Here is a 26,065-nt window from a genome sequence, read left to right as displayed (position 1 = left end):
GCTGAAAGGAGAAAAAACCAACGCCATTGAGGTAAATCAATGCATTGCAATAAAGAGGCTATACCAGCCAGGACAGGACGCTGTGTCGGTGCGCGGCGCCAAGCATATAGACGAAGATCAGCAGCGCCAGGCAGGCCGACAGCGCCCGCGTTCGAACGCTGGCAGCTCGTCGAAGCGCCAGACTGCCGAAGCCGATGTAGCCCAGCAGGGCGGTCAGCTTGGCCGCCAGCCATGGCGTCTGGTGAGGCCACTGGGTGGTGAGCACCATCAGCGACAGCCCCGCCGCCAGCAGCAGGGTATCGAGCAGATGGGGCAGCACACGCACCCAGGGGCGCTTTAGCCAGGAAGAGCCGGTCACCGACCACAGGGCGCGCAGGGCGAAGAGGGCACCGCTGACCAGCGCCAGCGATACATGCAGGGACTTGAGGGTGAGGTAGAGCGGTAACATCTGAGCCTAGCCGTCCTGACCGTCGACACGCGGACTGCCGAGAATCGGTCCATAGTGGGCCAGAAAGATGGCGTAGCCGAGACACCACAGGAGGATGCTCAGGCTGTAGACCCAGTGGGTGACCGAGGGCCACAGCGCCAGCACCAGCGAGCGCGACAGTCCCGCCGCCACCAGCAGGCCGAGAGCCACGCCGATGCCCGGCAGACAGCGCATGGGGCGGCCGGTATGGCCCAGCGACACCCGCGACATCATCGACAGCATCATGGTGCCCATGGCACCCACGGTGATGGCGTGGACACCCAGCTCAGCCCGGCCGACGCCCCACAGCCCCAGGGCCCACAGCAAAAGCCCCAGCGGCACGAAGGCGTAGCTCAGGTGAAGGCTCCACAGCAGGGGTTCACGTCCGGTGGCGCGGCCTTGCCAGCGTATCAGGCGCAGCGGGTGGGCCAGCGCCGCCACCAGCAGCGCCAGCGCCAGTACGCTGTCGGGCAGACCGCCACCCAGGGTGCGTGCAAGCTGCAGCACCACCGCCAGCGCCAGGCTGCCGAGCGCCAGCCCCTCGAGCCAGGGCAGCGCCGGGCGGCGCTTCAGGCCCAGCCGGTTGGCGGTGAACATCGGGATCACCCGACCGCCCAGCACCCCCATGATCAGCGTTACCAGCAGCACCGCCAGGTAGGACGACTGGCGCACCAGCTCAGGGTCACCCTGGAGCACGCCCAGATGGCTGCCCAGGTTGGCACCGGCGAGGATCGCCAGCACCGGCACGAAGATCAGGTTGCGCCAGCGCTTCGCCCGGATCACCATCACCGCCATCACGGCGCAGACGATCAGCAGAAAGCCCACGTCCAGCGCCATCACCAGCGCCTGGGGCAAGACGGGAAAGGCCAGCCCCAGCCTGGCCGCCAGCCACAGTGCGACGAGCCCCAGCAGCGGGGCGCCATGCAGCCCCCTGAGGCCGGTCCAGGTCTGCACCGCGGTCAGCAAGAACCCCGACACCACCGCCCCCACCACACCGAACAGCATCTCGTGCTGGTGCCACCACAGCATGCCCGCCCGGGGCGACAGCACGAAGATGCCGTGCCAGAAAGCGAGCCACACCAGCAGGGCCACCACGCTGAAGGCCGCCGCCAGCAGGAAGAAGGGACGAAAGGCGAGGCGCGCAAGAGGCAGACGAGCGGCGACGGATGACATGGCGAGTACCTGAGTAATTCACTTGGTCTTGTGAAGTCTGGCCCGCTTTGGACAACATCACCATGATGCACATCAAAGGCACTGCCGATGCCGCAAACCTGACTCACCCTGGCAAGCCCTGCATCTCCCACCCCAGCCCCAACCCCGCGACAGCCTCGCACGCCCTTGGCGATGACCAGGACAGAATCAGGCCTTTAGCCCCAGCCGCCGCGCCAGGCGATGCAGATTGCCGGGGTCCAGCCCCAGCCGGCGAGCCGCCCCTGCCCAGTTGCCTTCAGTGTCCAGGGCCTGCCGGATGCGCTCGCGCTGAAAGGCCTCGGTGGCCTCCCGCAGCGAGGGCTCTCGATCCAGCACCTCGCCCGCTGGACGATCGGCCGGCGACACGGCGCTTCGAGACGTGTCGCCTTGCGCTGCGGGCGCGCCAGTGACCCGGGCTGTCGCCGGCGCCAGCCCCAGGTGCTCGACCTCGATGCGTACGCTACGGCGGCGAGCATCGGGCGTCCCGAGCACGTCCACCGAGGCCAATGCCAACAGCGAGGCACGTGCCAGCAGCGACTCCAGCTCACGTACATTGCCGGGCCAGTGCCAGGCCGCCAGCGACACCCGCGCGGCCTCGCTCAGGCGCAGGTTGCCGACGCCGAGACGCACCCGGTTCTGCTCCAGGAAGTGTCCGACCAGCAGCGCCAGGTCCTCGGGACGCTGGCGCAGCGGGGGTACCTCCAGCGGAAAGGCGCTGAGCCGGTGATAGAGATCCTCGCGAAAGCGTCCCTGGGCGACCTCCAGGGCAAGATCCCGGTTGGTCACCGCGACCACCCGAACGTCGACATGCTGGAGCCGATCGCTGCCCAGCGGCTGGACCTCGCCTTCCTGCAGCACCCGCAACAGCTTCGGCTGCAGCTCCAGCGGCAGCTCCCCCACCTCGTCCAGCACCAGGGTGCCGCCGTCGGCCATCTGGAAGTGCCCGCGATGGTCGCTGGTTGCCCCGGAGAACGCCCCACGCCGATGGCCGAACAGGGCGCTCTCGATCAACGAGGCCGGCAGCGCGGCGCAGTTCACCACCACCAGTGGCCCATCGGCACGTCGCGAGCCGTGATGGAGGGCATGGGCGATGCGTTCCTTGCCGACGCCGGTCTCGCCCAGCACCAGCACGCTCATGTCGGTGGCGGCGACCAGCTCCACCGAGGCCATCAGCTTGCGCATGGCGCCACTGCGCCAGCCAGTCAGCCGACGTGGCAACTGGCCGTGGTCATCGCGCTGCAGGGCGAGCTGCAGGCGGGCGCCGTCCAGGCGCCGGGACAGCCGCAGGCAGGTGCCCAGCAACTCGGCCGCCGCCAGCAGGCCCTGGTCATCCAGCTCGGCCAGCGCCCCCGGGGTCAGGGCGTCCAGGGTGACCATGCCGATCAGCTCATCACCGTCGCGCAACGCCACCCCCAGGCAGTCATGGACAGGGCTAAGACCGTCATCCAGCAGCCCGTCGTAGGGATCAGGAAGGGGCGAGTCCGCGGCAAAGCGGCAGACCCCCGGCGCCTCGGCGATGGCGGCGAGGCGAGGATGCTCGCTCAAGGCGAAGGTCCTGCCGGCCACGCCCTCGGGCAGGCCGATGGTGGCCACCGGCCTGAGACCGGAGCCCTGCGCCACCAGCAACGCGCTGGCATCCGCCGCGGTGGGGGCCACCAGTGATTCGAGCAAGCCCTGCCAGGCCTCGGCGAGCTCGGGGCCCTGCTCATCGCCCAGGCGCTGCAGCAGGGCACGCAGGCGTCGTAGAAAGCTGACCACCTCGAATGTCCTTTTGACTATCAACAGTGTCAAAACGATAGCACTTGCAGTGTCAGATCGACATGCAATCTCGATTTCATTCGCAAGAGTTACCACTGCCCAGGGCGAATACCGGGACAGAATCGGGTCGGAAACGTGGCCGGGAACCGGGCCAGAAAAAAAGGAGCCGGGTAGCGTGACCAGCGCTCTCGACAAGCGCCCTGTGGATCCACACTGCCCGCTCATTACCCGCTCTGGATCACCCACACTGTGGCAAGTTGGCGCACCTCAAGCGAAGCGGCATATCGCTTGCTCCATACAGGGTACAGAAAGGCGACGAGCGATACGCCCCGACCCCGTGGAAGCACCGCAGGTGTCGAGGCATATCAACCGATGCTCTGTTCACAAGCTGTAGAGAAAAAGTAGGCCCAAACGAGCCAGGCCTCCGACGCGGTGAAGGTTTTTTGCCACAGTGGGAGCGCGCTGCGCCATATCCCTGACAGGAGACGCCATGACCACCGCTGCCCAAGACGCCATCATCGATGCCACCGCCCCTCTGGTCGCCGAACACCTCGACGCCATCACCGCCCGTTTCTATCCGCTGATGTTCGAGCGCTACCCGGAGGTCAAGGCGGTGTTCAACCAGGCCCACCAGGCCGACGGTGGCCAGCCGAAGGCGCTGGCGCGAGGGGTGCTGGCCTATGTCGGCCTGCGCCGCCAGCCCCAGGAGGTCATCGACTCGATGCAGACGGTGATCAGCAAGCACGTCTCGCTGGGCATCCAGCCCGAGCAGTACCCCATCGTCGGCGAATGCCTGATGGCCGCCATCGGCGAGGTGCTGGGCGAGGTGGTGACGCCGGAGATCGCCGACGCCTGGGCGGCCCTGTACAACGACCTGGCCGCGCTGTTGATCGCTGCCGAAGCCGAGCGCTACCAGGCCTTCGCCGATCGCCCCGGCGGCTGGCGTGGACTGCGCGAGTTCCGTGTCGCCCAGATCCAGCGCGAGTGCGAGGTGATTCGCTCCTTCACCCTGGAGCCGGTCGACGGCCAGCCGGTGGCCGACGCCGAGCCCGGCCAGTACATCGGCCTGCGTCTGGCGGTGGACGAGGCAATCGTGCATCGCCACTACAGCCTGTCCGGCAGCCCCAACGGCCGTAGCTATCGTATCTCGGTGAAACAGGAGCCGGGCGGTCTGGTCAGCAACTTCCTGCACCAGCAGATGCGCGTCGGCGACACCCTGGAACTGCTGCCCCCCGCCGGTGAGCTGACCCTGGACGATGGCGACGCGCCGGTGATGCTGATCAGCGGCGGTGTCGGCCAGACACCGATGCTGCCGCTGGCGCGCCAGGCCCTGGCCCAGGGACGCCGGGTCTGCTACGTCCACGCTGCCCGGAACATCGACCACCACGCCTTCCGTGGCGAGGTCGAGGCCCTTGCCCGAGACTATCCGCAACTGCTGACCCGGGTCTGCGCCTACGAGGAAGGCGACGGCGGCGACATCAAGGGCCGCCTCGAGCGTGAGCTGCTGGCCCGCCTGCTGCCCGGCGGCGACGCTCAGTGCTACTTCGTCGGCCCGCCGCCCTTCATGAGCGCCATCGACAGCCATCTGGCAGAACTGGGTATCCCCGAGCAGCGCCGTCACTACGAGCACTTCGGTCCCTCGCGTCCGCTCAGCAACAGCAGTAGCGTCGCCTGAGCCGCAGCTGGCTATCTTGTTCGACGTGTCTGCGCTGCGCCGCCGTCATGAAAACTTCGGTCCCTCGCGTCCGCTCAGCAACACCAGTAGCGTCGCCTGACAAGCACGTCTGACCGTCGCGTTCCACTCAGCCCACCACGACAAGGCCGCGCCCGAGGGCGCGGCCTTGTCGTGTCTTGCGGCGGTCTTTCACCAACCAGAGGCTCAGGCGTGCTGTCGCGCCTCGGGCTTTCTCACCACCATGAAGTAGTAGAACACCCCGGTCAGCGCCAGGAAGAACAGGCTGTCGGGACTGGTGAGGAAGATCAGCGGGTTGCCGTCGGACAGCGACAGCGAGCGTCGGCAGTATTCCTCCAGGCTCGGGCCGAGCACGAAGCCGAGCAGCAGGCAGGCCACCGGATAGCCCTGGCGCCGCAGCAGGAAGGGGAGCACCCCGAACACCAGCGCCAGTCCCATCTGGAAGATCGAGTAGGTAGCCACGTAACAGCCGACCAGCGCGATCACCGCGATGCTGGCGTAGAGCACATCGCGGCGGATCGAGACGATCCGCACGAACCAGGGCCCCAGCACGTAGAGCGTCAGCGGCACCATCACCAGGGCCGCCACCAGCAGCGCCATGAACATCGGTGCCACCAGCGCAAGCTGACTGTCGAGGAACTGCGGCCCGGGCTGCAGACCGTTGATCACCAGCACGCCCAGCACGATGGCGGTGGTGGGATCACCGGGAATACCGAACGACAGCATCGGCACGAAGGCGCCGCTGCACATGGCGTTGTTGGCGCCCTCCGCCGCCGCGATGCCTTCCACCGAACCCTTGCCGTACTTCTCCGGGTGGCGTGAGCTGCGCATGGACTCGGCGTAGGCGACAAAGGCCGCCATGGAGCCTCCGGCGCCCGGCAGCACGCCGACGCTGTAGCCGATGATGGCGGTCTTGACGTAGCGATAGACGCCGATTTCACGCACCTCGTGCCAGGGTGGAATAAAGTCCCGGCGGCGAATGACGCTGGCCTTGATGGCGTCGACCTCGACGGTGCGCGAGGCGCGGTTCTGCGACTGCACCAGCAGCTCACTGACGGCGAAGGCGCCGATGACCAGCGGCATGATGTCGATGCCCTGCATCAGCACGCCGGTGCCGAAGGTGAAGCGGGTGACCGGCTGCATCACGTCGATACCGACGGTGGCCACCATCACCCCCAGGGTGGTGGCGACCAGGCCCTTGGAGATGGCCCCACGTTGGGAGATGACGATCACGATCAGGGCGAAGGCGATCAGCGAGAACTTGCCCGGTGTGCGAATCAGCAGCGCCGCCTCGGTGGCCAGCGGCGCCATCACCATCAGCATGATGGCACCCAGGGCGCCGCCGATCATCGACGCCAGGGCGGCATGGCCCAGCGCCTTGGCGCCCTCGCCCCGCTGCTGCATGGGGTAGCCCTCTATGGCGGTCATCATCGAGGCCGGGGCACCGGGAATATTGATGGTGGTGGCGGTGATGCTGCCACTGCACATGCCGGCCATGAAGATGGCGGCGCAGGCGACCAGCGCCGCGGTGATGTCGAGGCTGTAGGTCAACGGCAGCAGCAGGGCGATGGCCAGCATCGAGGTGAGCCCCGGCACGGCGCCAAAGAAGGTGCCGATCAGGTAGCCGCCGATCAGGTAGGGCAGGATGTCGGGCTGCATCAGCACGGCAAGGCCCTTGGAGAGTTCGATCAGATAGTCCATGGGTCAGATCCAGGGCGTCGGCAGGCGAACCTGGAACACCAGCTCGAAGAGCCCGTATCCCAGCAGGGTGATCACGCCGGCCACCAGCGCCTTGAACCCAAGCGCCTGCGGCGAGGGCCGCCCGGTGGCGAAAGCCAGCGTCATGCTGAAGGCGTAGAGGAAGGTGGCGATGAAGTAGCCAAGGTGGGCAAACAGGGCGATATAGACGGCGGTGAGCAGGGTGACCGCCACCGGCCCTCGCCACGCCGCCACCTTTGCATCTCCATGGTCGTCGCCTCCCTCGTCGCTTTCCCCGGCGCCGGCCTCGCCACCAGCCTCGCCACTGGCCGCCTCGCGTCGATCGGCGAGGATCACGCCACCCAGCGCCAGCAGCATGACCACGGCGAGCGCCACCGGGAAGAAGGAGGCGGTCAGGGCCCCGTTCTTGATGGGCGGGGCGATCTTGAACGCCTCGAGCAGATAGATCAGGGTCAGGGCCAACAGGCAGACGACGACACCTGTCGGCCCCGTCAGCCAGGTCCCCAGGCGGGAGAGCGATTTCATCGGGAGTCCTCCGGAAAAGAGCCGCCACCGCGGTGGCGGCGCGGGCTTACTGGCCGATCAGGCCGGCTTCCTTCAGCTCGTCCATGCGTGCGAACAGCTCACCCTGGGTCTGTTCGGCCCAGTCCTCGACCTCATCGGTGCCCAGCCAGTTGGGGGTGACACCGACGTCGACCAGCCAGGTCTGGAATTCCTCGCTGTCGTAGGCCTGCTGATAGGCCGCCTCGAGGGCCGTCACGGCGTCGTCCGGCGTATTGGCAGGCGCCGCCAGGATCACGAAACTGCCCATCTGGATGTCGTAGCCCAGCTCGGTTGCCGGGGGCACGTCGGGGAAGCTCTCGCTCTGGACGTCGGTGAACTCCACCAGGCCACGGGCGTCACCCGCCGAGATCAGCGATTCGAAGTCACCGAGGCTGGTCAGCGCCAGGTCCACCTCGCCGTTGAGCAGGGCCTCCTTCTGGGGCGCCGCACCACCGGGATAGGAGACGATCTTGAACTCCACCTCGGCCTGGTCCTGCAGTTGCAGCAGCGTCAGGTGGGTCCGCGAGCCCATGTTCTGAATACCGGCGCGGATCTCCCCGGGCGCGGCCCTGGCGGCTTCGATCAATGCCTCGAGGCTATCGAAGCGCGAATCCTCCGGCACCACGACGGCGTCCGGCTCACTGGTGATCCGCGCGATCAGATCCAGCTTGTCGATATCATAGCCGGCCAGCATTCCCTGCCACGGGATGGTGACGACGCTGTCGTAGGTCAGCGCGATCAGGGTGTAGCCATCGGGGCGCGCGCCCAGCGCCTGCACCAGGCCGTTGGCGCTCATGCCGCCTTCGATGTTCTCGACGTAGACGGTGCCCCCCAGCGGCTCCTCGGCCAGGTTGGAGATCTTGCGCACGATACCGTCGGTACCGCCGCCGGCGCCCCAGGGCACGATCATGCGAACGTCGCGCTCCGGATAGTCCGCCGCGACCGAGGCACTGGCGACCAGCGCCAGGCCACCCAGGGTCATGCTCATCGACTTGCGCATCTCATCCACTCCTTGCCACCGTCAGGGCAGTGCTTGTTGTTGGCTTGCGGGGACGGCCGACGCAACGCGGTGTGGCCGTTCCTGTGGGGACTGCTGCTCTTGTGGTTGCTGCTCTTGTGACGACTACTTCGGCTTTTGCACTTAAGGTATTACATCATACAAAGTATTCGTGTACCCAAGATAGCCAGAGCATGACGACTGCGAAATGCGACTTTAGTGAGGGATATCCGTCTGTCGGCGCGGCATCGGGCGCCATAAGAAGGCGCTTCATCAACTGGGCACCACAAGAAGGCGCGGTCCTCGAGTGCGATAAAGACTTTACCGCCACGCTGGAGCATGACCTTGTCTAGACGCGCCAGGACAGCAGCTCCGCACCGCCAGGACCCGCAGGCACCGTCGCCCCAGCCAAGGCTGGAGGGCCTCGACTGACAATGCACCTGGTCCCTGTCATGGAGACCATGGTGCCGAGCCAGCAATCGCGTCAGCAAAACCCAACCTGAACGAAAGCAGAGCATGATTTTATTAACCTGACTTCCGGTCCATGCTGAGTCCATGTCCGCCCTGCGGCCCTGACTGGAGAATCGCCATGCTGACCTTCGACACCCTCGATACCCATCCCGACGCCCACGCCGAGCGACCTGCGGGGGCCGGGCTCAACCATCACTACTGGATGCCGTTCACCGCCCACCAGGACTTCCACCAGCATCCGCGGATGATCCAGGGCGCCGAGGGCCGCTACTTCATCGACGACCGCGGCCGCCGGGTGTTCGATTCGCTGTCGGGTCTGTGGACCAGTGGCGCCGGGCACAACCGTGAAGAGATCCGCGAGGCGGTGGCCCACCAGCTTGGCAGTCTCGACTTCGCGCCGAGCTTTCAGGTGTCCCATCCGCTGGCCTTCAAGCTGGCCGAGAAGGTCGCGAGCCTGACCCCGACGGGACTCGACCATGTGTTCTTCACCGATTCCGGCTCCGAGTCCGCCGATACCGCGCTGAAGATGGCCAAGGCCTACTGGCGACTCAAGGGTCGCCCGGAAAAGACCCGCATGATCGGCCGGGCCAAGGGCTACCACGGGGTCAACATCGGCGGCACCAGCCTTGGCGGCATCGGCGGCAACCGCAAGCACTTCGGTCAGTTGCTGGACTCGAGCCACCTGCCCCACACCCTGCAGCCGAACCAGGCCTTCACCCGGGGCCAGGCCGAGACCGGGGCCGAGCTTGCCGATGCGCTGCTCGAGCAGATCGCGCTGCACGACGCCTCCAACATCGCGGCGGTGATCGTCGAGCCAATGTCCGGCTCCGCCGGGGTCATCGTGCCGCCCAAGGGCTACCTCGAGCGGCTGCGCGAGATCTGCTCGGCCCACGACATCCTGTTGATCTTCGACGAGGTAATCACCGCCTTCGGTCGCAGCGGTGCGCGCACCGGCGCCGAGGCCTTCGGCGTCACCCCGGATCTGATGACGGTGGCCAAGCAGATCACCAACGGCTGCGTGCCGATGGGTGCGGTGATCGCCTCTGGCGAGATCCATGACACCTTCATGCACGCCGGCGGCCCGGGGCACGCCATCGAATTTCCCCACGGCTACACCTACAGCGGACATCCGGTGGCCTGCGCCGCCGCCCTGGCCGCGCTGGACCTGCTCGAGCGCGAGGACTTCCCGGCCCAGGTCAGGGCCATCGCCCCGGCCTTCGAGGATCGCCTGCACGCCTTGAAGGGCCGCTCCCATGTGGTCGACATCCGCAACTTCGGCCTGGCCGGGGCGATCCAGCTGGCCCCGCGCGACGGCGATCCGGCCATCCGCCCGCGCGACGCTCACCTGGCGCTGTGGGAGGCCGGCTTCTATGTGCGCTTCGGCGGCGACACCCTGCAGTTCGGCCCTCCATTCGCCACCACCGAGGCCGAGCTCGAGCGCCTGTTCGACGCCGTCGCCGAGACCCTCGACCGGCTCGACTAAGTCCGCTTGACTGGGGCCGCTCGACTAAGTCCGCTCGCCTGGGGCCGCTTGCCGGTACCGAGCGCCCGGCTTATCCACCTGAAACCGACAGCCTGTGGACAACCTTTACACCCACTGTTCACAGCGTTATCCACAGCGCGGACGGGCCATGCCCGTCCGCCCTTTCGACACTTGAGGACCCTCGATGGACAACGTCAATCACTGGATCAATGGTCAGGATCTCGAGGCCAGCCGCCATCTGCCGGTCACCAACCCGGCCACCGGCGAGACCATTCGCCAGGTCGCCGACGGCGACGCCGACACCGTCAAGGCCGCCATCGACGCCGCCCAGGCGGCCTTCCCGGCCTGGCGCGATACCCCGCCGGCCAAGCGCGCCCAGGTGATGTACCGCTTCAAGGCGTTGCTGGAGCGTGACGCCGATCGTCTGGTGCGACTGATCAGCGAAGAGCACGGCAAGACTCTCGAGGACGCCATGGGCGAGCTCAAGCGCGGCATCGAGAACGTCGAGTACGCCTGCGGCGTGCCGGAGCTGCTCAAGGGCGAGTACTCCCACAACGTGGGGCCGTCCATCGACGCCTTCTCCAACTTCCAGCCGCTGGGCGTGGTGGCCGGCATCACCCCGTTCAACTTCCCGGCGATGGTACCGCTGTGGATGTACCCGATGGCCATCGCCTGCGGCAACGCCTTCGTGCTCAAGCCCTCCGAGAAGGACCCGTCCGCCGCCCTGGCGGTCGCCCGCCTGCTCGAGGAAGCCGGCCTGCCCCAGGGCATCATGAACGTGGTCCAGGGCGGCCGCGAGACCGTCGAGGCGCTGCTCGACGCCCCCGAGATCAAGGCCGTGTCCTTCGTCGGCTCGACCCCCATCGCCGAAACCATCTACCGACGTGGCGCCGAGAGCGGCAAGCGGGTGCAGGCCCTCGGTGGCGCCAAGAACCACGCCGTGGTGCTGGCCGACGCCGATATCGACAACGCCGCCAACACCCTGATGGGGGCCGCCTACGGCAGCGCCGGCGAGCGCTGCATGGCGATCTCGGTGGCGGTATGCGTCGGCGATGACACCGCCGACCGTCTGATCGAGGCCATGGGCCCCAAGATCGCCGCGCTGAAGATCGGCCCCGGCACCGACAAGGGCCTGGACATGGGCGCCCTGGTCACCGCCCAGCATCGCGACAAGGTGCTCGGCTATATCGAGAAGGGCGTGCAGGAAGGGGCCACCCTGGTGGCCGACGGCCGCGAGCTGGTGGTCCCGGGCCACGAGAACGGCTTCTTCGTCGGCGGCTGCCTGTTCGACCGGGTCACCCCGGAGATGACCATCTACCGCGAGGAGATCTTCGGCCCGGTGCTGTGCGTGGTGCGTGTCGACAGCCTCGATGAGGCCATCGCCCTGACCAACGCCCACGAGTACGGCAACGGTACCTGCCTGTTCACCCGTGACGGCGAGGCGGCGCGCCGCTTCACCGACGCCATCGAGGTCGGCATGGTGGGTATCAACGTGCCGCTGCCGGTGCCGGTGGCCAGCCACAGCTTCGGCGGCTGGAAGCGTTCGCTGTTCGGCGACCTGCACGCCTACGGCCCTGACGCGGTGCGCTTCTACACCCGTCGCAAGGCGGTGTCACAGCGCTGGCCCTCGCCCTTCGAGACCACCCAGGCGGAGTTCCACTTCCCCTCCGGCGGTCAGTAGGCTCCGGCAAGAATGCCACGGGCCCTGCGGGGCCCGTTTTCGTTTACCACAGCGAGCGAGCCGCTGATCCACCACTGACAGGCGACTTATACACCGCTGCCCACAGCCCCTGCACCGCCTGCCCACCGCTTTTCACAAGGTGCCACACAGGGTTATCCACAGAACGACTCACAAGCTCATCGCCACCTTTATCTGCACGCCTGACCCGCAAGTCGGATTCCCACCATCGCCAGGTTGTCCACACCCGGCCCCGGTGCAGCGCGTCATCCCTTCGCTCCATCCCCCACTTCATTGGCGGACACTGATACGCATCAAGCCGGCGGTGTCCGGGCGGGGCTAGCATGGCGCCTCTCTTCGCTCGGAGATCGACATGGAACTGGTCTGTCCCGCGGGTAGCCTGCCCGCTTTGAAGCGCGCCGTGGACGAGGGCGCCAACGCGGTCTACTTCGGCTTTCAGAATGCCACCAACGCCCGCCAGTTCGCCGGGCTGAACTTCACCGACAAGCGCGCCCGCGAGGGTATCGACTACGCCCACGCCCGGGGCTGCCGGGTGTTCTGCGCGATCAATACCTACCCGCAGCAGTCGAGCCTGGCCCAGTGGCGCGCGGCGGTGGACCAGGCGGCTTCGCTTCAGGTCGACGCCCTGATCCTGGCCGACCCGGGCCTTTTGGCCTACGCCGCCGAGCGCCACCCGGACACCCCCCGCCACCTGTCGGTGCAGGGCTCCGCCACCAGCCATGAGGCGCTGGCCTTCTACCACCGCGAGTTCGGCATCCGTCGCGCGGTGCTGCCCAGGGTGCTGTCGATCCACCAGGTGCGCGACCTGGCCCGCCACAGCCCGGTGGAGCTCGAGGTGTTCGCCTTCGGCAGCCTGTGCATCATGGCCGAGGGCCGCTGCTATCTGTCGTCCTACCTGACCGGCGAATCACCCAACACCCACGGCGTGTGCTCGCCGGCGGCCCACGTGCGCTGGGAAGAGACCGCCAGCGGACGCGAATCGCGCCTGAACGGCGTCTTGATCGATCGCTACCGCGCCGACGAACAGGCCGGCTACCCGACCCTGTGCAAGGGACGCTTCAACGTCGAGGGCGACGTCGGCCACGCCATCGAGGCGCCGACCAGCCTCAGCACCCTGGACCTGCTGCCCCAGCTGGCGGCGCTGGGCATCAAGGCGATCAAGATCGAGGGTCGTCAGCGCAGTCCGGCCTATGTGGCCAGCGTCACCCGCGTGTGGCGCCAGGCGCTGGACCATCTGGACCGGGCCGGCGACGACTATCGCCCCCAGGCCGACTGGAGCGCCGCCCTGGCGCCGCTGGCCGAAGGCTCCACCCATACTCTCGGCGCCTACGAGCGCGACTGGAAATGACAGGAGGCGAGATGACCGCTGCTTCACTGGAATTGAGCCTTGGCCCGGTGTCCTTCTACTGGACCCGCGAGCGCTACTTCGCCTTTTATGAACAGGCCTGCCACTGGCCGCTGACCAGCGTCACCCTGGGCGAAACCGTGTGCTCCCGGCGGCGCGACATGAAGCTCGCCGACTGGCTGGAGATCGGCCACCAGCTCGCCGCCGCCGGCAAGCAGGTGATCCTCGGCTCGCAGACCCTGATCGAGTCCAACGCCGACCTGCGCGACCTGACCAGGCTGTGCGACAACGGCGACTTCCTGGTCGAGGCCAACGACATGAGCGCGGTGCACCGGCTGTCCGAGGCGGGCCTGCCCTTCGTCGGCGGCCCGGCGCTCAACCTCTACAATGTGCCGACCCTGGAGATCCTCAAGCGCGCCGGCATGTTCCGCTTCGTCGCCCCGGTGGAGTTGCCCGGCGCCGACCTGGCCCGGCTGCTGTCTGACGCCCGCGAGGCGGGGCTGGCGCTGGACTGCGAGGTGCTGGCCTACGGCCACCTGCCGCTGGCCTGGTCGTCGCGCTGCTTTACCGCGCGTCACCATCAGCACCCCAAGGATCGCTGCCAGTTCGTCTGCCAGGACTATCCGGAAGGGCTGTCGCTGACCACCCAGGACGACAGCCGTCGACTGTTCACCCTGAACGGTATCCAGACCCTGTCCGGGGCCTGTCAGGACCTGCGCCACGAGCTTGCCGAGATGGCCACAATGGGCGTCACCACGGCCCGGCTAAGTCCGCGTTCAGAGGGGATGGATGAGGTGGTGGCGGACTTCGACCTGGCCCGCCAAGGACGCTACTCGGCGCCCTCGCCGCTGGCGCTGGTGGACGCCGAGCTGTGCAATGGCTATTGGCACGGCCAGGCGGGGATGGATCTGGCGCCGGTACTGGAAGACTGAAAGCCCCTTCCCTCTCACACCACCTCACTCAGGAGGCCGGTTCGCCGGCCTCCATCGCTAGATGGCTCAACCCGCCAGCCAGCAGGCGGTAACCAGGCGCCTAGGCCTGGCGAGGCAGCCAGCGCTGCAGCTGGCCCAGCGCCTCGAGCAGGTAGGGATGCAGCAGTTCCATTTCCTGCCCATCCAGCAGGTTCTTCACCGTCAGCCCCAGTTCGGTATCGCCCTCCAGGCACAGCCGGCGCTGGAAGAACAGGCTGTCCGGGTCTTCCTCGCGGCTGGCCAGGCAGGCGAACTCGCGCCAGCCCCCCGCCACCTTCACCTCCCAGGGCGCGTCGGTGACCTGCAGGCGACCGTGCGTGAGGGTCAGGGTGACCGCCAGCGCCAGATCATCGATGGACAGACACACCCGGCGCCCTTCAAGCACGTCGAACTCACCGTCGGCCAGTGGCTCGGCCAGGGTGCGGTTGAGCCAGGGCTCGAGACTCGTGCGCAACAGCGGCAGGGGCAGCGGGCCGAGACGGCGCATCAGTGACAGATGCAGACGATGGGGCACCCGGGTCAAGGCGCCAGACGTCAACGACGACGGCAACGAAGGAAGGGTGGGCAGGGCAGGAAGGGCAAGAGAAGGCAACGACAGCGAGCCGAGCGGCGACAGCGACATGACGGGTTCCTGGTCAAGCGGCACGACGCCGCCGGGTCATGCTAGCGATACCGTCGCCCTCGGTTCATGACGCCCATCAAGCCCTCTGGTGTAGCGCTCGTTGAACGCTCTGACACAGCCGAATGCCGGGGTCGAAATGGGAACTCTGCTACACTGCTGACATCATCGGGTTCGGCCCCTTGGCTTCACCCAGGTTCCGCAGAGCATTGAGTTCACAAGCGGAAAAGGAGCAACGATGTCCATCGAAACCAGCTTCGAAGGCTACCTCAAGGCCAAAGAGGGTGGCCACCTGCGTAGCATGAAGATATCGCATCGCGGCGCCGTCTCCGTGGACAGCGCCGAGCTGGTGCGGTCGCGCAAGGTCAAGAGCAACGTCAGAGCCCTTCGCCGCAGCCTCGATCGCAGGGACAGCAAGCCGGAATGAGCGGCATCAAGCTGCTGCCACCTTTCGTCCTGCTGGTGGCCGGCTTTCTGCTATGCCATTCGATCCCTTCCTGGCGACGCTACGTCATTCGTGCCAACGGACAACAGCTGACCTTGCGCAGCGCCATCGCCGGCTTTGGGGCCGCCCTCCCGGTCTTCGCTGTGCTTTACCTCCTGCACGCTTTCTCTGCCCCCTCCGCTTCTCCTTACGCCTACCCAGACACCCAAGGCGAGCCCTTCGGCGAGCCCTTCCTTCAGACGTCGCTGGTTACCCTCACTATTGCGATCATCTGCCTGGCGTTTACGAAACTGGTGGCCTGGTACTATGCCTTCTATCTGGGCCAATCCCGTCTGCGCCAGCGCCTGGCCGGGTTTGCGCGTCGCAGCGTCGGGGCTAGTGTCTATCACCGACTGCAACGAGCAGCACAGTGGTGCCACTGGCAGAGCTATCGCTTCACCGTCCACGCCATGCGCAAGCTGATAGAGGGTGACCATGCCGAAACCCTCTACCTTGGCAGCCTGCTTGGCACCGGCAGCGGCCTCTGCATGTTCGTGCTGGATTCTCGCAAGGTGATCATCGGCAACGTGACTGGCATGCCCGAACCCTCGGCGCCCAAGGAGGAAAGCCAGATACGTGTGTTGCCCTACTTCACCGGGCATCTGTGCGAAGCCCATCTCCAGTTGCATATCACCACCGACTACACGCCCTACCTGGACGCCCAGAGTCGGGGCGAGGCCCACCGCGACTACGCCTTTGACATCGTGCTGGCCGCCCACAAGACCAGCTACGTCCGGGAGTTCGACATCCGTTTTTTCCGCAGCCGGTTCATCAACCACCACTGCCCCTGCGGCCACCCCGTCTACAACACCACCCGCTCCGGCCAGGCTCAGCCGCCTGGGGCGTCATAGCGCCTGCTGTCACGACGCTGGCTGAACGAAAACCACCCCTCCAGACACAACGATGGGCCCCGAAGGGCCCATCGTTGTGACGCTGGGTTGTTCGCGCGCCAGCCGTGCTTTCTAGCCACGTATTCTAGTCGTGCTTTCCAACCAAACGTCGACTAGCCACACTTCGACCAGCCGCAGCCGGCGTAGCAGGTGGGGCAGCCGTCCATCATGATCAGCTCGCCGCGACACTCGGGGCAGTTGCCGACCACGGCGGGGCTGGCGCCTTCGGCGGCGGACTCGGCAGGCTTGCCATCCAGCGGCTCGACCGCGCCGCTCGGGGTCTCGTCCTCGACCTCGGCGGGGTACCAGCCGTGGCCGGAGGCCTGGCGCCGGGCGTAGCGGCTGACCAGCTCCTCCACCGGAATCTGGTTGCCGTCGATGTCGAGGAAGCCGCGACGATAGAGGATCTGCTGGATCGACCAGGCGATGGCGGCGACCTCGGAGTCGTGGAACATCGGCTTGTTCCAGCGGTTCATGCCGCAGCGCACCAGGCCCTTGTCCCAGGCCACCTTGCGCAGATCCGCCACCGCCTGGGTGACGTAGCCGCCGCGGGCGGCCAGCGACAGGCTGCGCATGGTGGCGGTGATCCACTGGTGTTCGCTGGACAGCTGGCCGGAGGGGAAGAAGAACTCCACCGGGCGCTCGATAATCACCCGCTGGCCGTTGAGCACGCCTTCCACCGGCATGAAGGACACCAGCAGGTAGACCTTCTTGCGGCCTTCGGCGCCGACGTAGGAGATCTTCTCGGATACTGCCTCCAGCGTTCCCTCGGGGCGCGAGGGGATGCGCATGGTCAGCGGGTTTTCCTCGGGCAGCGGGGCCGGCGCGGGGGCGGCCTCCTCGCTCTTGACGCGGTAGCCCACGATCTTGGAATTGATTTCGACAGCCATCAGCGGGCTCCTCCAGAAAGATGATGCGGGCGTGACACGCTCACGACCCAGGCATGATGTTGCGGCTCGCCGCTGGTCCGATTACCACTTGCCATAGGTCCCCTCCTTCAAGCCGTCGTAGAGGTTGGCGGCGTTGTGTTCCTCGCCGTCGTAGATCACCGTCTCGTCGCCCTTGAGTTCGAGGGTCTCGCCGTTCTCCAGCTCGAAGATATAGGTGGTGTTCTTGAGGTCATCCTCGCGCACCAGCACGCCCTGGAAGGCCTCCGGGTTGAAGCGGAAGGTAGTGCAGCCCTTGAGGCGGCTCTGGTAGGCGTCCAGGTACAGGTCCTTGAACGCCTCGAAGGCAAAGTCGGTGGGCACGTTGACGGTCTTGGAGATCGCCGAGTCGACCCAGGCCTGGGCCGCGGCCTGCACCGCCACGTGCTGCTTGGGGGTCACCGCGTCGGCGGTGATGAAGTACTCGGGCAGGTCGCTTTCCACCGCGTCGGCGTGCATGAAGTGACGGTAAGCGGCAAGCTCGAAGGACACCACCTCGACCTGCTCCTTGGTCTTCTTGCCGGCCTGGATCACGTTACGGAAGTAGCGATGGGAGAACGACGGCTCGATACCATTGGAGGCGTTGTTGCCCAGCGACAGGCTGATCGTCCCGGTGGGGGCGATCGACGAGTGGTGGGTGAAGCGCGCGCCGTGCTCTGCCAGCTCCGCCACCAGCTGCGGCTCGACCTCGGCGATCTTCTGCATATAGCGGCTGTAGCGCGCGTGCAGGATGCGCCCGGGCACCTTGTCGCCGACCTCATAGCCGTCGCGGCCGAGCTCGGGACGCTCGCGAAGCATCTTCGGCGTCAGCTCGAACTCCTGCTCGAGGATCGGGGCCATGCCCTTCTCGCGGGACAGCTCCAGCGCCTGCTTCCAGCCCTCCACGGCCAGCACTCGGCTGACCTCCTCGGTGAAGCCCAGCGACTCGGCCGAGCCATAGGGCATCTTGAGCATGGTCATGGTCGAGCCGAGGCCGAGGAAGCCCATGCCGTGGCGGCGCTTGGCCTCGATCTCGCGGCGCTGGCCGGACAGCGGCAGGCCGCTGATCTCGACCACGTTGTCGAGCATGCGGGTGAAGATCGCCACCACCTCACGGTACTTGTCCCAGTCGAAGCGCGGCTTGTCGCCGAACGGATCGATCACGAAGCGGGTCAGGTTGACCGACCCCAGCAGGCAGGCGCCCTCCGGCGGCAGCGGCTGCTCGCCGCAGGGGTTGGTGGCGCGGATCTCTTCGCAGAACCAGTTGTTGTTCATGCGATTGACCTGGTCGATCAGGATGAACCCGGGTTCGGCGTAGTCGTAGGTGGAACGCATGATGGTGTCCCACAGCTCGCGGGCCTTGATCACCTCGACCACGCGGCAGGCCACGCGACCTTCGGCGTCCTGGGTGTAGCCGTCCTCGATCACCGGCCAGTCGCGGTAGATCAGCTCGCTGTCATCGACGTCGCCCTTCTCGCCCTCGTGCAGCGGGAAGGCCAGCGGCCAGTCGGCGTCCTGCTTCACCGCTTCCATGAACTCGTCGGTGATCAGCAGGCTCAGGTTGAACTGGCGCAGGCGACCGGCCTCGCGCTTGGCCTCGATAAAGTCGCGCACGTCGGGATGACCGACGTCGAAGGTGCCCATCTGGGCGCCACGACGGCCGCCGGCGGAGGCCACCGTAAAGCACATCTTGTCGTAGATATCCATGAACGCCAGGGGGCCGTTGGTGCCGGCACCGGCGCCGAACACGAAGGCGCCCTTGTGGCGCAGGGTGGAGAACTCGTAGCCGATGCCGCAGCCGGCCTTGAGGGTCATGCCCGCATCCACCACGCTGTCGAGGATGTCGTGCATGGAGTCGCGAATGGTCCGCGATACCGTGCAGTTGATCAGGCTGACCGCGGGCTTGTAGCCCTCGGCTCCGGCGTTGGAGGTGATCCGGCCTGCCGGCACGGCGCCGTTTTCCAGCGCCCAGCGAAACTTCGGCAGCCACTTGTCGGCGGCGTCGCCCTCGACGGCGGCCAGCGCCTTGGCCACGCGGTCCCAGGTGGCCTGAAGGTCGGCGTCGACGGGCTGGCCGTGGCGGTCCTTCAAGCGATACTTGGCGTCCCAGATGTCATACGAGGGGCCCTGCATGGGAACCTCCTGCGACAGGGCGGCGGCCTTGGCGGATGTGGTCATGAAAGCTTGTCTCCGATGAAGTTACCGGCAAATAAACGGGGTCGTAAAGGGGCGGATGCGCGCTCCGGATAAGCTCGGGCACCCTACCAGATATAGTAAAATTTTCGACCGGCGGCACAATATAAACGAAAAATCGGGCCATGGAAGACCCGATCGTTAATTCGGCTTTGGCGCATGAAAGGTAGCGCGGCCTACCCCGGGCGTCTCGCCCCGGGGCAGCCGCGATAGAGCCGGCTAGACGGTGCGCGAGAAGCGCCCGCTGCCGGGGACCAGGTAGGCATCGAAGGCCATGGCCACGTTGCGCATCATCAGGCGTCCTGCCGGCAGTACCCTGAGCGCTTGCTGCTTGATCTCGATCAAGCCGTCGGCCTGCATCTCGTCGAGCTGGTCGAGGGCGCTGGCGAAATGCGTGCGAAAGTCGATAGCGTGACGGGCTTCGAACTCGGCGAAGCGCACCTCGCCGTGACACATCAGCGAGGTGATCAGTTCGGCACGCAGCTGGTCTTCGTCGCTCAACCGATAGCCCCGCAACACCGGCAGCCGCCCGGCCTCGAGGTGCTCGGCGTGCTCGGCGGTGGTCTTGACGTTCTGGCTGTAGGCGTCGCCGACCTTGCCGATGGAGGTGACCCCGAGCCCGATCATGTCGCACTGAGCGTGGGTCGAGTAGCCCTGGAAATTGCGCTGCAGGGTACCGTCGTGACGGGCTCTGCTGAGTTCGTCCTCGGGCAGGGCGAAGTGGTCCATGCCGATATAGACGTAGCCCGCCTGGGTCAGCCGCTCGATGGTCAGCTCGAGCAACTCGAGCTTGCGCCCGGGCGGCGGCATGTCCTCGTCGCGGATCAGCCGCTGGGCCTTGAACAGCGACGGCAGGTGGGCGTAGCTGTAGGCGGCGATGCGGTCGGGTCTCAGCGCCACCACCTTGGCCAGGGTGGCGTCGAAGCTGTCGCGGGTCTGCAGCGGCAGCCCATAGATCAGGTCCACCGACACCGAGGCGAAGCCGGCGTCCCGGGCGGCGTCCACCAGGGCTGCCACCTGGGCCTCGCTCTGCACGCGGTTGACCGCCTTCTGCACCAGCGGATCGAAGTCCTGGACGCCGAAGCTCAGACGATTGAAGCCCATCTCGCGCAGTTCATGGATCTGGGCGGGGGTCACCGTACGCGGATCCACCTCCAGCGAGAATTCCCGGCGCTGCTCCGGGGCGAACCGGAAGTGGCGCGCCAGGGCGTCGATCAGCCCCTTGAGCTGGTCATTGGACAGAAAGGTCGGGGTGCCCCCACCCAGGTGCAGCTGGTTGAGCTCCCGGGTCTCGTCGAACAGCGCCGCCTGCAGGGCGATCTCGCGCTTGAGCAGCGCCAGGTACTCAGCGGCACGCTCGCGATTGTGGGTAATGATCTTGGAGCAGGCACAGTAGTAGCAGAGGCTTTCGCAGAAGGGCACATGGACGTAGACCGACAGCGGCTTCGGCTCCCCCTGCTGGCTGCGCTCGACCGCCTGGCGATAGTCGGCGACACCGAAACCGTCGTGGAAGTGCGGCGCGGTGGGATAGGAGGTGTAGCGCGGCCCTGGACGGTCGTACTTCTCGACCAGCGCACGCTGAAACGGCAAAACATCGGATGACATCGACAAGGCCCCTCGTGACACGACCGCCCGACGGCGGCATCTGTCGGCATTGTCGCACGTCGAATCCGCCCGTCCCGGCAAGACGAAGCCAGACATGATCTGCATCAAATCACGGCAGCGGCATCACGGCGCTTGCCCCTGTGGCGTGTTCTCGCCCGAGGTAGTGCAAACGCGAGCCAACCGCAATGATGCCCCTGCCATCCCAGTGATCCCGATCAAGCATAGTACGGAAGACGTACCTCTCCCCGCCTAAAGTTGACCAACGTCATAGGGTATTGTCGCTGAGCGCTCCAATACTCGAGAGTCCCAAGGGACATCCCGCACAAACCGTGATGCCTGACCCAAGCCGCACGCCGCTTGCGTCAGGTATCACGCCCCAAGACCGAGGAGCGCTCATCATGAAATGGATCCCCCTGGCCGCGCTTGGCGCCGCCTGTCTGTTCAGTCTCAACGCCCAGGCCGCCGGCGACGCCGCCGCCGGTGAAACCAAGATCGGCGCCTGCGCCGCCTGCCATGGCACTGACGGCAAGGCCACCGGACCGATCTATCCCAACCTGGCGGGTCAGAACGCTCCGTACCTGGAAAGCGCGCTCAAGGCCTACCGCGAGGGTCAGCGCGGTGGTGGCATGTCCGCCATCATGGCGCCCCAGGCGGCGGCCCTGTCGGATCAGGATATCGCCGACATCGCCGCCTACTTCTCGTCGCTGACGCCCTGATCCCACCCTGGTGCGCGAAGCGTCCTCGGGGCGCTTTGCGCCTCGAGGTCATGCCATGACCCAAGCCCCCCGCCATTTTCCCCGCCACTGGTCTTCTCCCCTGCGCCTGCTTGTCGTGCTGTTGGCGATGTGCTTGAGCCTGCCCGCCCTGGCGCTGGAATTCGATCAGTATCCCGGTGACCTTGGCAGCGCCAAGGGTGACCTCGCGCTGTTTCAGCAGGCCTTTCCCGGCACCGACAGGGTCGAGCCGGTGACCGACCTGCCGTGGCCGGTCAATGCGCTCTACCGTGGCGACGAACTGGTCGGCTACGCCTTCGAGAGCGCCGAGGTCGCGCCGATCCCCGCCTACTCGGGCAAGCCGGTCAACCTGCTGATCGCCATCGATCCTTCCGCCAGCCTGCGCCTGGCCAAGGTACTCAATCATTCCGAGCCGATCATGCTGGTCGGTATCCCGTCAGAGCGCCTGGACGACTTCGCCGGCCAGCACCTGGGTACCTCGGTGACGTCGCGCCTGGAGGTGGGAGAGGACGTCGATGCCATCTCCGGCGCCACCGTGACCGTCATCGTGGTCAACGACACCATCATGCGGGCAGGACGCCTGGTCGCCGCCGCCCTGGGGCTGATCGAGGACCCCGCGGCAGCGCCAATCGCCCGCGTGCGCGACGAGATCTACGCGCCCGCCGACTGGCAGGGCCTGCTCGACCAGGGGGCACTGGGCCACCTGACCCTGCGCCAGGGAGAGGTCGATGACGCCTTCGTCGGCACCCCTGCGGAGCACTACCTGAGCGGCCAGCGTTCGCCCCGCGACGCCACCTTCATCGATCTTTACCTGGGCTACCTCAATGCGCCGAGCGTTGGCCGCAATCTGCTCGGCGAGCGCGGCTACGACCAGTTGATGGCGAGCCTCGCCCCCGGCGAACACGCCGTTGCCCTGCTCGCCGACGGCAGCTTTTCCTACAAGGGGTCGGGCTACGTGCGCGGCGGCATCTTCGATCGTATCGAGCTGGTCCAGGGCAACGCCTCGATCAGCTTCCACGACAGCGACCAGCGCCGCCTGCCGCGCCTGGCCATCGACGGAGCCCCCGCACTCAGCGAACGCGACATCTTCGTGATCCACGAGGACGCCCACTTCGACCCGGGCACGCCCTGGCGGCTAAACCTGCTGGTGCGCCGGGCCTCGGGGCCGCTGACCCAGGAGTTCACCCGCTTTCATCTCGACCAGGCGCTGCCCGAGGCCTTTATCGAGCGTCCCGAGCCGGTGGAGCCCGCCCCGCTGTGGCTCGAGATGTGGCAGCAGAGTCGGCTAGAGCTGATCGGGCTTGGTGCTGGACTGGTGACGCTGTCACTGATCCTGGCGTTCCAGGACGCCCTGGCGCGTCGTCCGCGCCTGCTGCGCCCGCTGCGCAAGGCCTTCCTGCTCTACACCCTGGTCTATATCGGCTGGGTCTCGCTGGCCCAGCTCTCGGTGGTCAATGTGCTGGCGCTGATCCATTCCGTCATCCATGGCTTCAGCTGGTCGGCCTTCCTGATCGATCCGCTGATGTTCGTGCTGTGGGTCTTCGTGGCGGTCACTCTGGTGCTGTGGGGCCGCAGCATCTTCTGCGGCTGGCTGTGTCCCTTCGGCGCGCTGCAGGACCTGGTCAACCAGCTCGCCCGTCACCTGAAGGTGCCGCAACTGACGCTGCCCTTCGCCGTGCACCGGCGGCTGTGGGTGGTGAAGTACCTGATCCTGTTTGGCCTGGTCGGGGTGTCCTTCTACGACCTGGGACAGGCGGAGCGGCTGGCCGAGGTCGAGCCGTTCAAGACCGCCATCACCCTGCACTTCCTGCGCGACTGGGGCTATGTGCTCTACGCCGTGGCACTGATCGCAAGCTCGGCCTTCATGCACAAGGCCTACTGCCGCTACGTCTGCCCGCTGGGTGCGAGCCTGGCCATCGCCGGTCGCCTGCGCCTTTACGACTGGCTAAGGCGGCACCGTGGCCAGTGCGGCACCCCCTGCCAGATCTGCGCCAACGACTGCGAGCTGGTGGCCATCCATCCCGACGGTCGCATCGAGGCCTCGGAGTGCCACTACTGCCTGGACTGCCAGATCACCTACGACGACGACCGTCGCTGTCCGCCCCGGGTCAAGCGCAGAAAGCGCCTGGAACGGAATGCGGCGAGGACGCACGGCGACGTGGGTGACGCAGAACCCCGCGGATCAAGCCAGGACGGCGACCCGCGGCGTATACCCTGCCTTGAGGAGAACTGAAGTGAGTGACGATTCCCGCAGTATCCAGAATCTGGCCCGACGCCACTTTCTACGCAACAGTGCGGTGACCGGCGTCGCCGGCGCCGGCCTTGCCAGCGGAGTGGTCGGCGGTGTTGGCACCAGCGCCCTGCTCGGCAGCCGCAGTGCCCGCGCCAGTGAAGGCGATGCCATGGTGGCCCCCGGTGAACTCGACGAATACTACGGCTTCTGGAGCGGCGGCCACTCCGGCGAAGTGAGGGTGCTGGGCATCCCCTCCATGCGCGAGTTGATGCGCATTCCGGTGTTCAACACCGAGAGCGCCACCGGCTGGGGCATCACCAACGAGTCCCGGCATATCCTCGGCGAGTCCGCGCGTTTCCACAACGGTGACGCCCACCACCCCCACGCCTCGCTCACCGACGGTCGTTATGACGGCAAGTACCTGTTCATCAACGACAAGGCCAATACCCGGGTGGCGCGGATCCGCCTCGACATCATGAAGACCGACAAGGTCACCACTATTCCCAACGTCCAGGCCATCCACGGCCTGCGTCTGCAGAAGGTGCCCTTCACCAAGTACGTCTTCGCCAACGCCGAGTTCCCGATCCCCCAGGTCAACGACGGTCGCGACCTGGAGCATCCCGAGAACTACTACACCATGCTCAACGCCATCGACGCCGAGACCATGGAAGTGGCCTGGCAGGTGATCGTCGATGGCAACCTGGACAACACCGACGCCGACTACACCGGCCGCTTCGTTGCCTCGACCTGCTACAACTCCGAGAAGGGCATGACCCTGGCCGACAGCATGCGTGCCGAGCGTGACTGGGTGGTGGTGTACGACGTCGAAGCCATCGAGGCCGCCGTCGAGAAAGGCCAGTTCGAGACCCTGGGCGACTCCCCGGTGCCGGTGCTGGACGGACGCAAGGGCTCACCGCTGACGCGCTACATTCCGGTGCCCAAGAATCCCCATGGCCTGAATACCTCACCCGACGGCAAGTACTTCATCGCCAACGGCAAGCTGTCGCCGACGGTGTCGATCATCGCCATCGACAAGCTGCCGGCGCTGTTCGCCGACGAGATCGAGCCCCGCGACAGCGTGGTCGCCGAGCCGGAGCTGGGCCTGGGGCCGCTGCACACCACCTTCGACGGTCGCGGCTTCGCCTACACCACCCTGTTCATCGACAGCCAGGTGGCCAAGTGGAACATCGAGGAGGCGATCCGCGCCTACAACGGCGAGGACGTCAACTACATCCACCAGAAGCTCGACGTGCACTATCAGCCGGGCCACAACCACGCCAGCCTGTGCGAGACCCGCGATGCCGACGGCAAGTGGCTGGTGGTGCTGTGCAAGTTCTCCAAGGACCGCTTCCTGCCGGTGGGACCGCTGCACCCGGAAAACGATCAGCTGATCGACATCTCCGGCGACACCATGAAGCTGGTCCACGACGGCCCGACCTACGCCGAGCCCCATGACGCCATCATGATGCGCGCCGACCAGCTCAACCCGATCCAGGTGTGGGATCGCCAGGATCCGTTCTTCGCACCCACCCGCGCCATGGCCGCGGCCGACGGCATCACCCTGGAGAGCGACAACAAGGTCATCCGCGACGGCAACAAGGTGCGCGTCTACATGACCTCTGTCGCGCCCCAGTACGGCATCACCGAATTCAGGGTGAAGCAGGGTGACGAGGTCACGGTGGTGATCACCAACCTGGATACCGTCGAAGACCTGACCCACGGCTTCTGCATGGTCAACCATGGCGTGTCCATGGAGATCGGTCCGCAACAGACGTCCAGCGTCACCTTCACCGCCGAACGCGCCGGTGTGCACTGGTACTACTGCAACTGGTTCTGCCACGCGATGCACATGGAAATGTTCGGTCGCATGCTGGTGGAGAAGGCCTGAGGAGCGGCCGTGGGGGGGGGCGGGGGGGGGGGGGGGGGCCCCCCCCCCCCCCCCCCCCAAAAAAAAAAAAAAAAAAAAAAACCCCCCCCCCCCCCCCCCCCCACAACCCCCCCCACCCCCACCCCCACACAAAAAAGCGCCAAACAAAAAAAACAAAAACCACCACACCCCCAACGGC

Annotated in this window: 20 protein-coding genes; 10 read left to right on the top strand and 10 right to left on the bottom strand. The window is 66.5% G+C overall.

Annotated elements, in window-relative coordinates:
- Positions 1-58: 58 nt before the first annotated feature.
- From EBB56_RS20505 to norR, 3 genes are all read right to left on the bottom strand, one after another.
- The gene (locus EBB56_RS20505; protein ID WP_124805207.1) at positions 59-448 is read right to left on the bottom strand and encodes a SirB2 family protein; all 390 of its coding nucleotides are present in this window, start codon (positions 446-448) and stop codon (positions 59-61) included.
- Positions 449-454: 6 nt separating this feature from the next.
- The gene (locus tag EBB56_RS20500; protein ID WP_124805206.1) at positions 455-1,639 is read right to left on the bottom strand and encodes an NnrS family protein; all 1,185 of its coding nucleotides are present in this window, start codon (positions 1,637-1,639) and stop codon (positions 455-457) included.
- Positions 1,640-1,825: 186 nt separating this feature from the next.
- Positions 1,826-3,415, bottom strand: coding sequence for a nitric oxide reductase transcriptional regulator NorR (gene norR / locus EBB56_RS20495; RefSeq protein ID WP_221621218.1), 1,590 nt, complete (start codon positions 3,413-3,415; stop codon positions 1,826-1,828).
- Positions 3,416-3,905: 490 nt separating this feature from the next.
- Between norR and hmpA the strand changes: the two genes are divergently transcribed.
- Positions 3,906-5,090 (top strand): NO-inducible flavohemoprotein, encoded by a 1,185-nt coding sequence (gene hmpA / locus EBB56_RS20490; protein ID WP_124805204.1) that lies wholly within the window; start codon positions 3,906-3,908, stop codon positions 5,088-5,090.
- A 204-nt stretch (positions 5,091-5,294) separates the two neighbouring features.
- Here hmpA and EBB56_RS20485 read toward each other — a convergent pair whose 3' ends face one another.
- From EBB56_RS20485 to EBB56_RS20475, 3 genes are read right to left on the bottom strand one after another with little or no spacing between them, the layout of a single operon-like run.
- Positions 5,295-6,809: a tripartite tricarboxylate transporter permease gene (locus EBB56_RS20485; RefSeq protein ID WP_124805203.1), complete on the bottom strand. Its 1,515-nt coding sequence runs from the start codon at positions 6,807-6,809 to the stop codon at positions 5,295-5,297.
- Between the two features lie 3 nt (positions 6,810-6,812).
- Positions 6,813-7,352, bottom strand: a complete 540-nt coding sequence (locus EBB56_RS20480; RefSeq protein WP_045993527.1) for a tripartite tricarboxylate transporter TctB family protein — start codon at positions 7,350-7,352, stop codon at positions 6,813-6,815.
- 46 nt (positions 7,353-7,398) lie between these two features.
- Positions 7,399-8,370 carry a tripartite tricarboxylate transporter substrate binding protein gene (locus EBB56_RS20475; protein WP_045993528.1) on the bottom strand — a complete coding sequence of 324 codons (972 nt, stop codon included), beginning with the start codon at positions 8,368-8,370 and terminating at the stop codon, positions 7,399-7,401.
- Positions 8,371-9,040: 670 nt separating this feature from the next.
- Between EBB56_RS20475 and EBB56_RS20470 the strand changes: the two genes are divergently transcribed.
- The 4 genes from EBB56_RS20470 to EBB56_RS20455 all read left to right on the top strand — a co-directional run bounded on the left by EBB56_RS20470 (position 9,041) and on the right by EBB56_RS20455 (position 14,297).
- Positions 9,041-10,321, top strand: a complete 1,281-nt coding sequence (locus EBB56_RS20470) for an aminotransferase class III-fold pyridoxal phosphate-dependent enzyme (RefSeq protein WP_239452573.1) — start codon at positions 9,041-9,043, stop codon at positions 10,319-10,321.
- 184 nt (positions 10,322-10,505) lie between these two features.
- Positions 10,506-12,002 carry a CoA-acylating methylmalonate-semialdehyde dehydrogenase gene (locus EBB56_RS20465; protein ID WP_045993530.1) on the top strand — a complete coding sequence of 499 codons (1,497 nt, stop codon included), beginning with the start codon at positions 10,506-10,508 and terminating at the stop codon, positions 12,000-12,002.
- Between the two features lie 370 nt (positions 12,003-12,372).
- Positions 12,373-13,368: a peptidase U32 family protein gene (locus EBB56_RS20460; RefSeq protein ID WP_045993531.1), complete on the top strand. Its 996-nt coding sequence runs from the start codon at positions 12,373-12,375 to the stop codon at positions 13,366-13,368.
- 11 nt (positions 13,369-13,379) lie between these two features.
- Positions 13,380-14,297 carry a U32 family peptidase gene (locus tag EBB56_RS20455; protein ID WP_045993532.1) on the top strand — a complete coding sequence of 306 codons (918 nt, stop codon included), beginning with the start codon at positions 13,380-13,382 and terminating at the stop codon, positions 14,295-14,297.
- 100 nt (positions 14,298-14,397) lie between these two features.
- On the opposite strand, the gene EBB56_RS20450 is transcribed toward EBB56_RS20455, so the two are convergent.
- Complete coding sequence (locus tag EBB56_RS20450) at positions 14,398-14,958, bottom strand: SCP2 domain-containing protein (RefSeq protein ID WP_083970484.1); 561 nt, start codon at positions 14,956-14,958, stop codon at positions 14,398-14,400.
- Positions 14,959-15,193: 235 nt separating this feature from the next.
- Between EBB56_RS20450 and EBB56_RS20445 the strand changes: the two genes are divergently transcribed.
- Both EBB56_RS20445 and EBB56_RS20440 read left to right on the top strand, forming a co-directional pair.
- Positions 15,194-15,382, top strand: a complete 189-nt coding sequence (locus EBB56_RS20445; RefSeq protein WP_045993533.1) for a hypothetical protein — start codon at positions 15,194-15,196, stop codon at positions 15,380-15,382.
- Positions 15,379-16,290 (top strand): hypothetical protein, encoded by a 912-nt coding sequence (locus EBB56_RS20440; RefSeq protein ID WP_045993534.1) that lies wholly within the window; start codon positions 15,379-15,381, stop codon positions 16,288-16,290. Before EBB56_RS20445 ends, EBB56_RS20440 begins: the two co-directional genes overlap by 4 nt.
- Positions 16,291-16,442: 152 nt before the next feature.
- Here EBB56_RS20440 and EBB56_RS20435 read toward each other — a convergent pair whose 3' ends face one another.
- The 3 genes from EBB56_RS20435 to hemN all read right to left on the bottom strand — a co-directional run bounded on the left by EBB56_RS20435 (position 16,443) and on the right by hemN (position 21,032).
- Entirely contained in the window at positions 16,443-17,219 is a 777-nt protein-coding gene (locus EBB56_RS20435; RefSeq protein ID WP_045993535.1) for a hypothetical protein, read from the bottom strand.
- Between the two features lie 81 nt (positions 17,220-17,300).
- On the bottom strand, positions 17,301-19,412 hold the full coding sequence (locus EBB56_RS20430) for an adenosylcobalamin-dependent ribonucleoside-diphosphate reductase (protein ID WP_045993536.1): 2,112 nt from the start codon (positions 19,410-19,412) through the stop codon (positions 17,301-17,303).
- 234 nt (positions 19,413-19,646) lie between these two features.
- A complete protein-coding gene (hemN, locus tag EBB56_RS20425) occupies positions 19,647-21,032 on the bottom strand; it encodes an oxygen-independent coproporphyrinogen III oxidase (RefSeq protein WP_124805202.1) in 1,386 nt (461 codons plus the stop codon).
- Positions 21,033-21,430: 398 nt separating this feature from the next.
- On the opposite strand from hemN, the gene EBB56_RS20420 reads away from it, so the two are divergent.
- Genes EBB56_RS20420 through nosZ form a run of 3 tightly spaced genes read left to right on the top strand, consistent with a single transcriptional unit; the run spans position 21,431 to position 25,887 of the window.
- Positions 21,431-21,748: a cytochrome c gene (locus EBB56_RS20420; RefSeq protein ID WP_045993538.1), complete on the top strand. Its 318-nt coding sequence runs from the start codon at positions 21,431-21,433 to the stop codon at positions 21,746-21,748.
- 55 nt (positions 21,749-21,803) lie between these two features.
- The gene (locus tag EBB56_RS20415) at positions 21,804-23,999 is read left to right on the top strand and encodes a NosR/NirI family protein (RefSeq protein ID WP_124805201.1); all 2,196 of its coding nucleotides are present in this window, start codon (positions 21,804-21,806) and stop codon (positions 23,997-23,999) included.
- 1 nt (position 24,000) lies between these two features.
- Positions 24,001-25,887, top strand: a complete 1,887-nt coding sequence (gene nosZ, locus EBB56_RS20410) for a TAT-dependent nitrous-oxide reductase (protein ID WP_260425403.1) — start codon at positions 24,001-24,003, stop codon at positions 25,885-25,887.
- The last annotated feature ends 178 nt before the right edge of the window (positions 25,888-26,065 follow it).

The organism is Halomonas sp. YLB-10, assembly GCF_003856855.1.
Classification (GTDB): Bacteria; Pseudomonadota; Gammaproteobacteria; order Pseudomonadales; family Halomonadaceae; genus Halomonas; species Halomonas litopenaei.
Note: the sequence above shows the minus strand (reverse complement) of the source record. Positions and strands in the feature narration are given on the sequence as shown.

Excerpts from the sequence above, each read along its gene's own strand:
- EBB56_RS20505 (WP_124805207.1), bottom strand. The coding sequence starts at position 448 with ATGTTACCGCTCTACCTCACCCTCAAGTCCCTGCATGTATCGCTGGCG.
- EBB56_RS20500 (WP_124805206.1), bottom strand. The coding sequence starts at position 1,639 with ATGTCATCCGTCGCCGCTCGTCTGCCTCTTGCGCGCCTCGCCTTTCGT.
- hmpA (WP_124805204.1), top strand. The coding sequence starts at position 3,906 with ATGACCACCGCTGCCCAAGACGCCATCATCGATGCCACCGCCCCTCTG.
- EBB56_RS20485 (WP_124805203.1), bottom strand. The coding sequence starts at position 6,809 with ATGGACTATCTGATCGAACTCTCCAAGGGCCTTGCCGTGCTGATGCAG.
- EBB56_RS20480 (WP_045993527.1), bottom strand. The coding sequence starts at position 7,352 with ATGAAATCGCTCTCCCGCCTGGGGACCTGGCTGACGGGGCCGACAGGT.
- EBB56_RS20475 (WP_045993528.1), bottom strand. The coding sequence starts at position 8,370 with ATGCGCAAGTCGATGAGCATGACCCTGGGTGGCCTGGCGCTGGTCGCC.
- EBB56_RS20470 (WP_239452573.1), top strand. The coding sequence starts at position 9,041 with ATGCCGTTCACCGCCCACCAGGACTTCCACCAGCATCCGCGGATGATC.
- EBB56_RS20465 (WP_045993530.1), top strand. The coding sequence starts at position 10,506 with ATGGACAACGTCAATCACTGGATCAATGGTCAGGATCTCGAGGCCAGC.
- EBB56_RS20460 (WP_045993531.1), top strand. The coding sequence starts at position 12,373 with ATGGAACTGGTCTGTCCCGCGGGTAGCCTGCCCGCTTTGAAGCGCGCC.
- EBB56_RS20455 (WP_045993532.1), top strand. The coding sequence starts at position 13,380 with ATGACCGCTGCTTCACTGGAATTGAGCCTTGGCCCGGTGTCCTTCTAC.
- EBB56_RS20450 (WP_083970484.1), bottom strand. The coding sequence starts at position 14,958 with ATGTCGCTGTCGCCGCTCGGCTCGCTGTCGTTGCCTTCTCTTGCCCTT.
- EBB56_RS20445 (WP_045993533.1), top strand. The coding sequence starts at position 15,194 with ATGTCCATCGAAACCAGCTTCGAAGGCTACCTCAAGGCCAAAGAGGGT.
- EBB56_RS20440 (WP_045993534.1), top strand. The coding sequence starts at position 15,379 with ATGAGCGGCATCAAGCTGCTGCCACCTTTCGTCCTGCTGGTGGCCGGC.
- EBB56_RS20435 (WP_045993535.1), bottom strand. The coding sequence starts at position 17,219 with ATGGCTGTCGAAATCAATTCCAAGATCGTGGGCTACCGCGTCAAGAGC.
- EBB56_RS20430 (WP_045993536.1), bottom strand. The coding sequence starts at position 19,412 with ATGACCACATCCGCCAAGGCCGCCGCCCTGTCGCAGGAGGTTCCCATG.
- hemN (WP_124805202.1), bottom strand. The coding sequence starts at position 21,032 with ATGTCATCCGATGTTTTGCCGTTTCAGCGTGCGCTGGTCGAGAAGTAC.
- EBB56_RS20420 (WP_045993538.1), top strand. The coding sequence starts at position 21,431 with ATGAAATGGATCCCCCTGGCCGCGCTTGGCGCCGCCTGTCTGTTCAGT.
- EBB56_RS20415 (WP_124805201.1), top strand. The coding sequence starts at position 21,804 with ATGACCCAAGCCCCCCGCCATTTTCCCCGCCACTGGTCTTCTCCCCTG.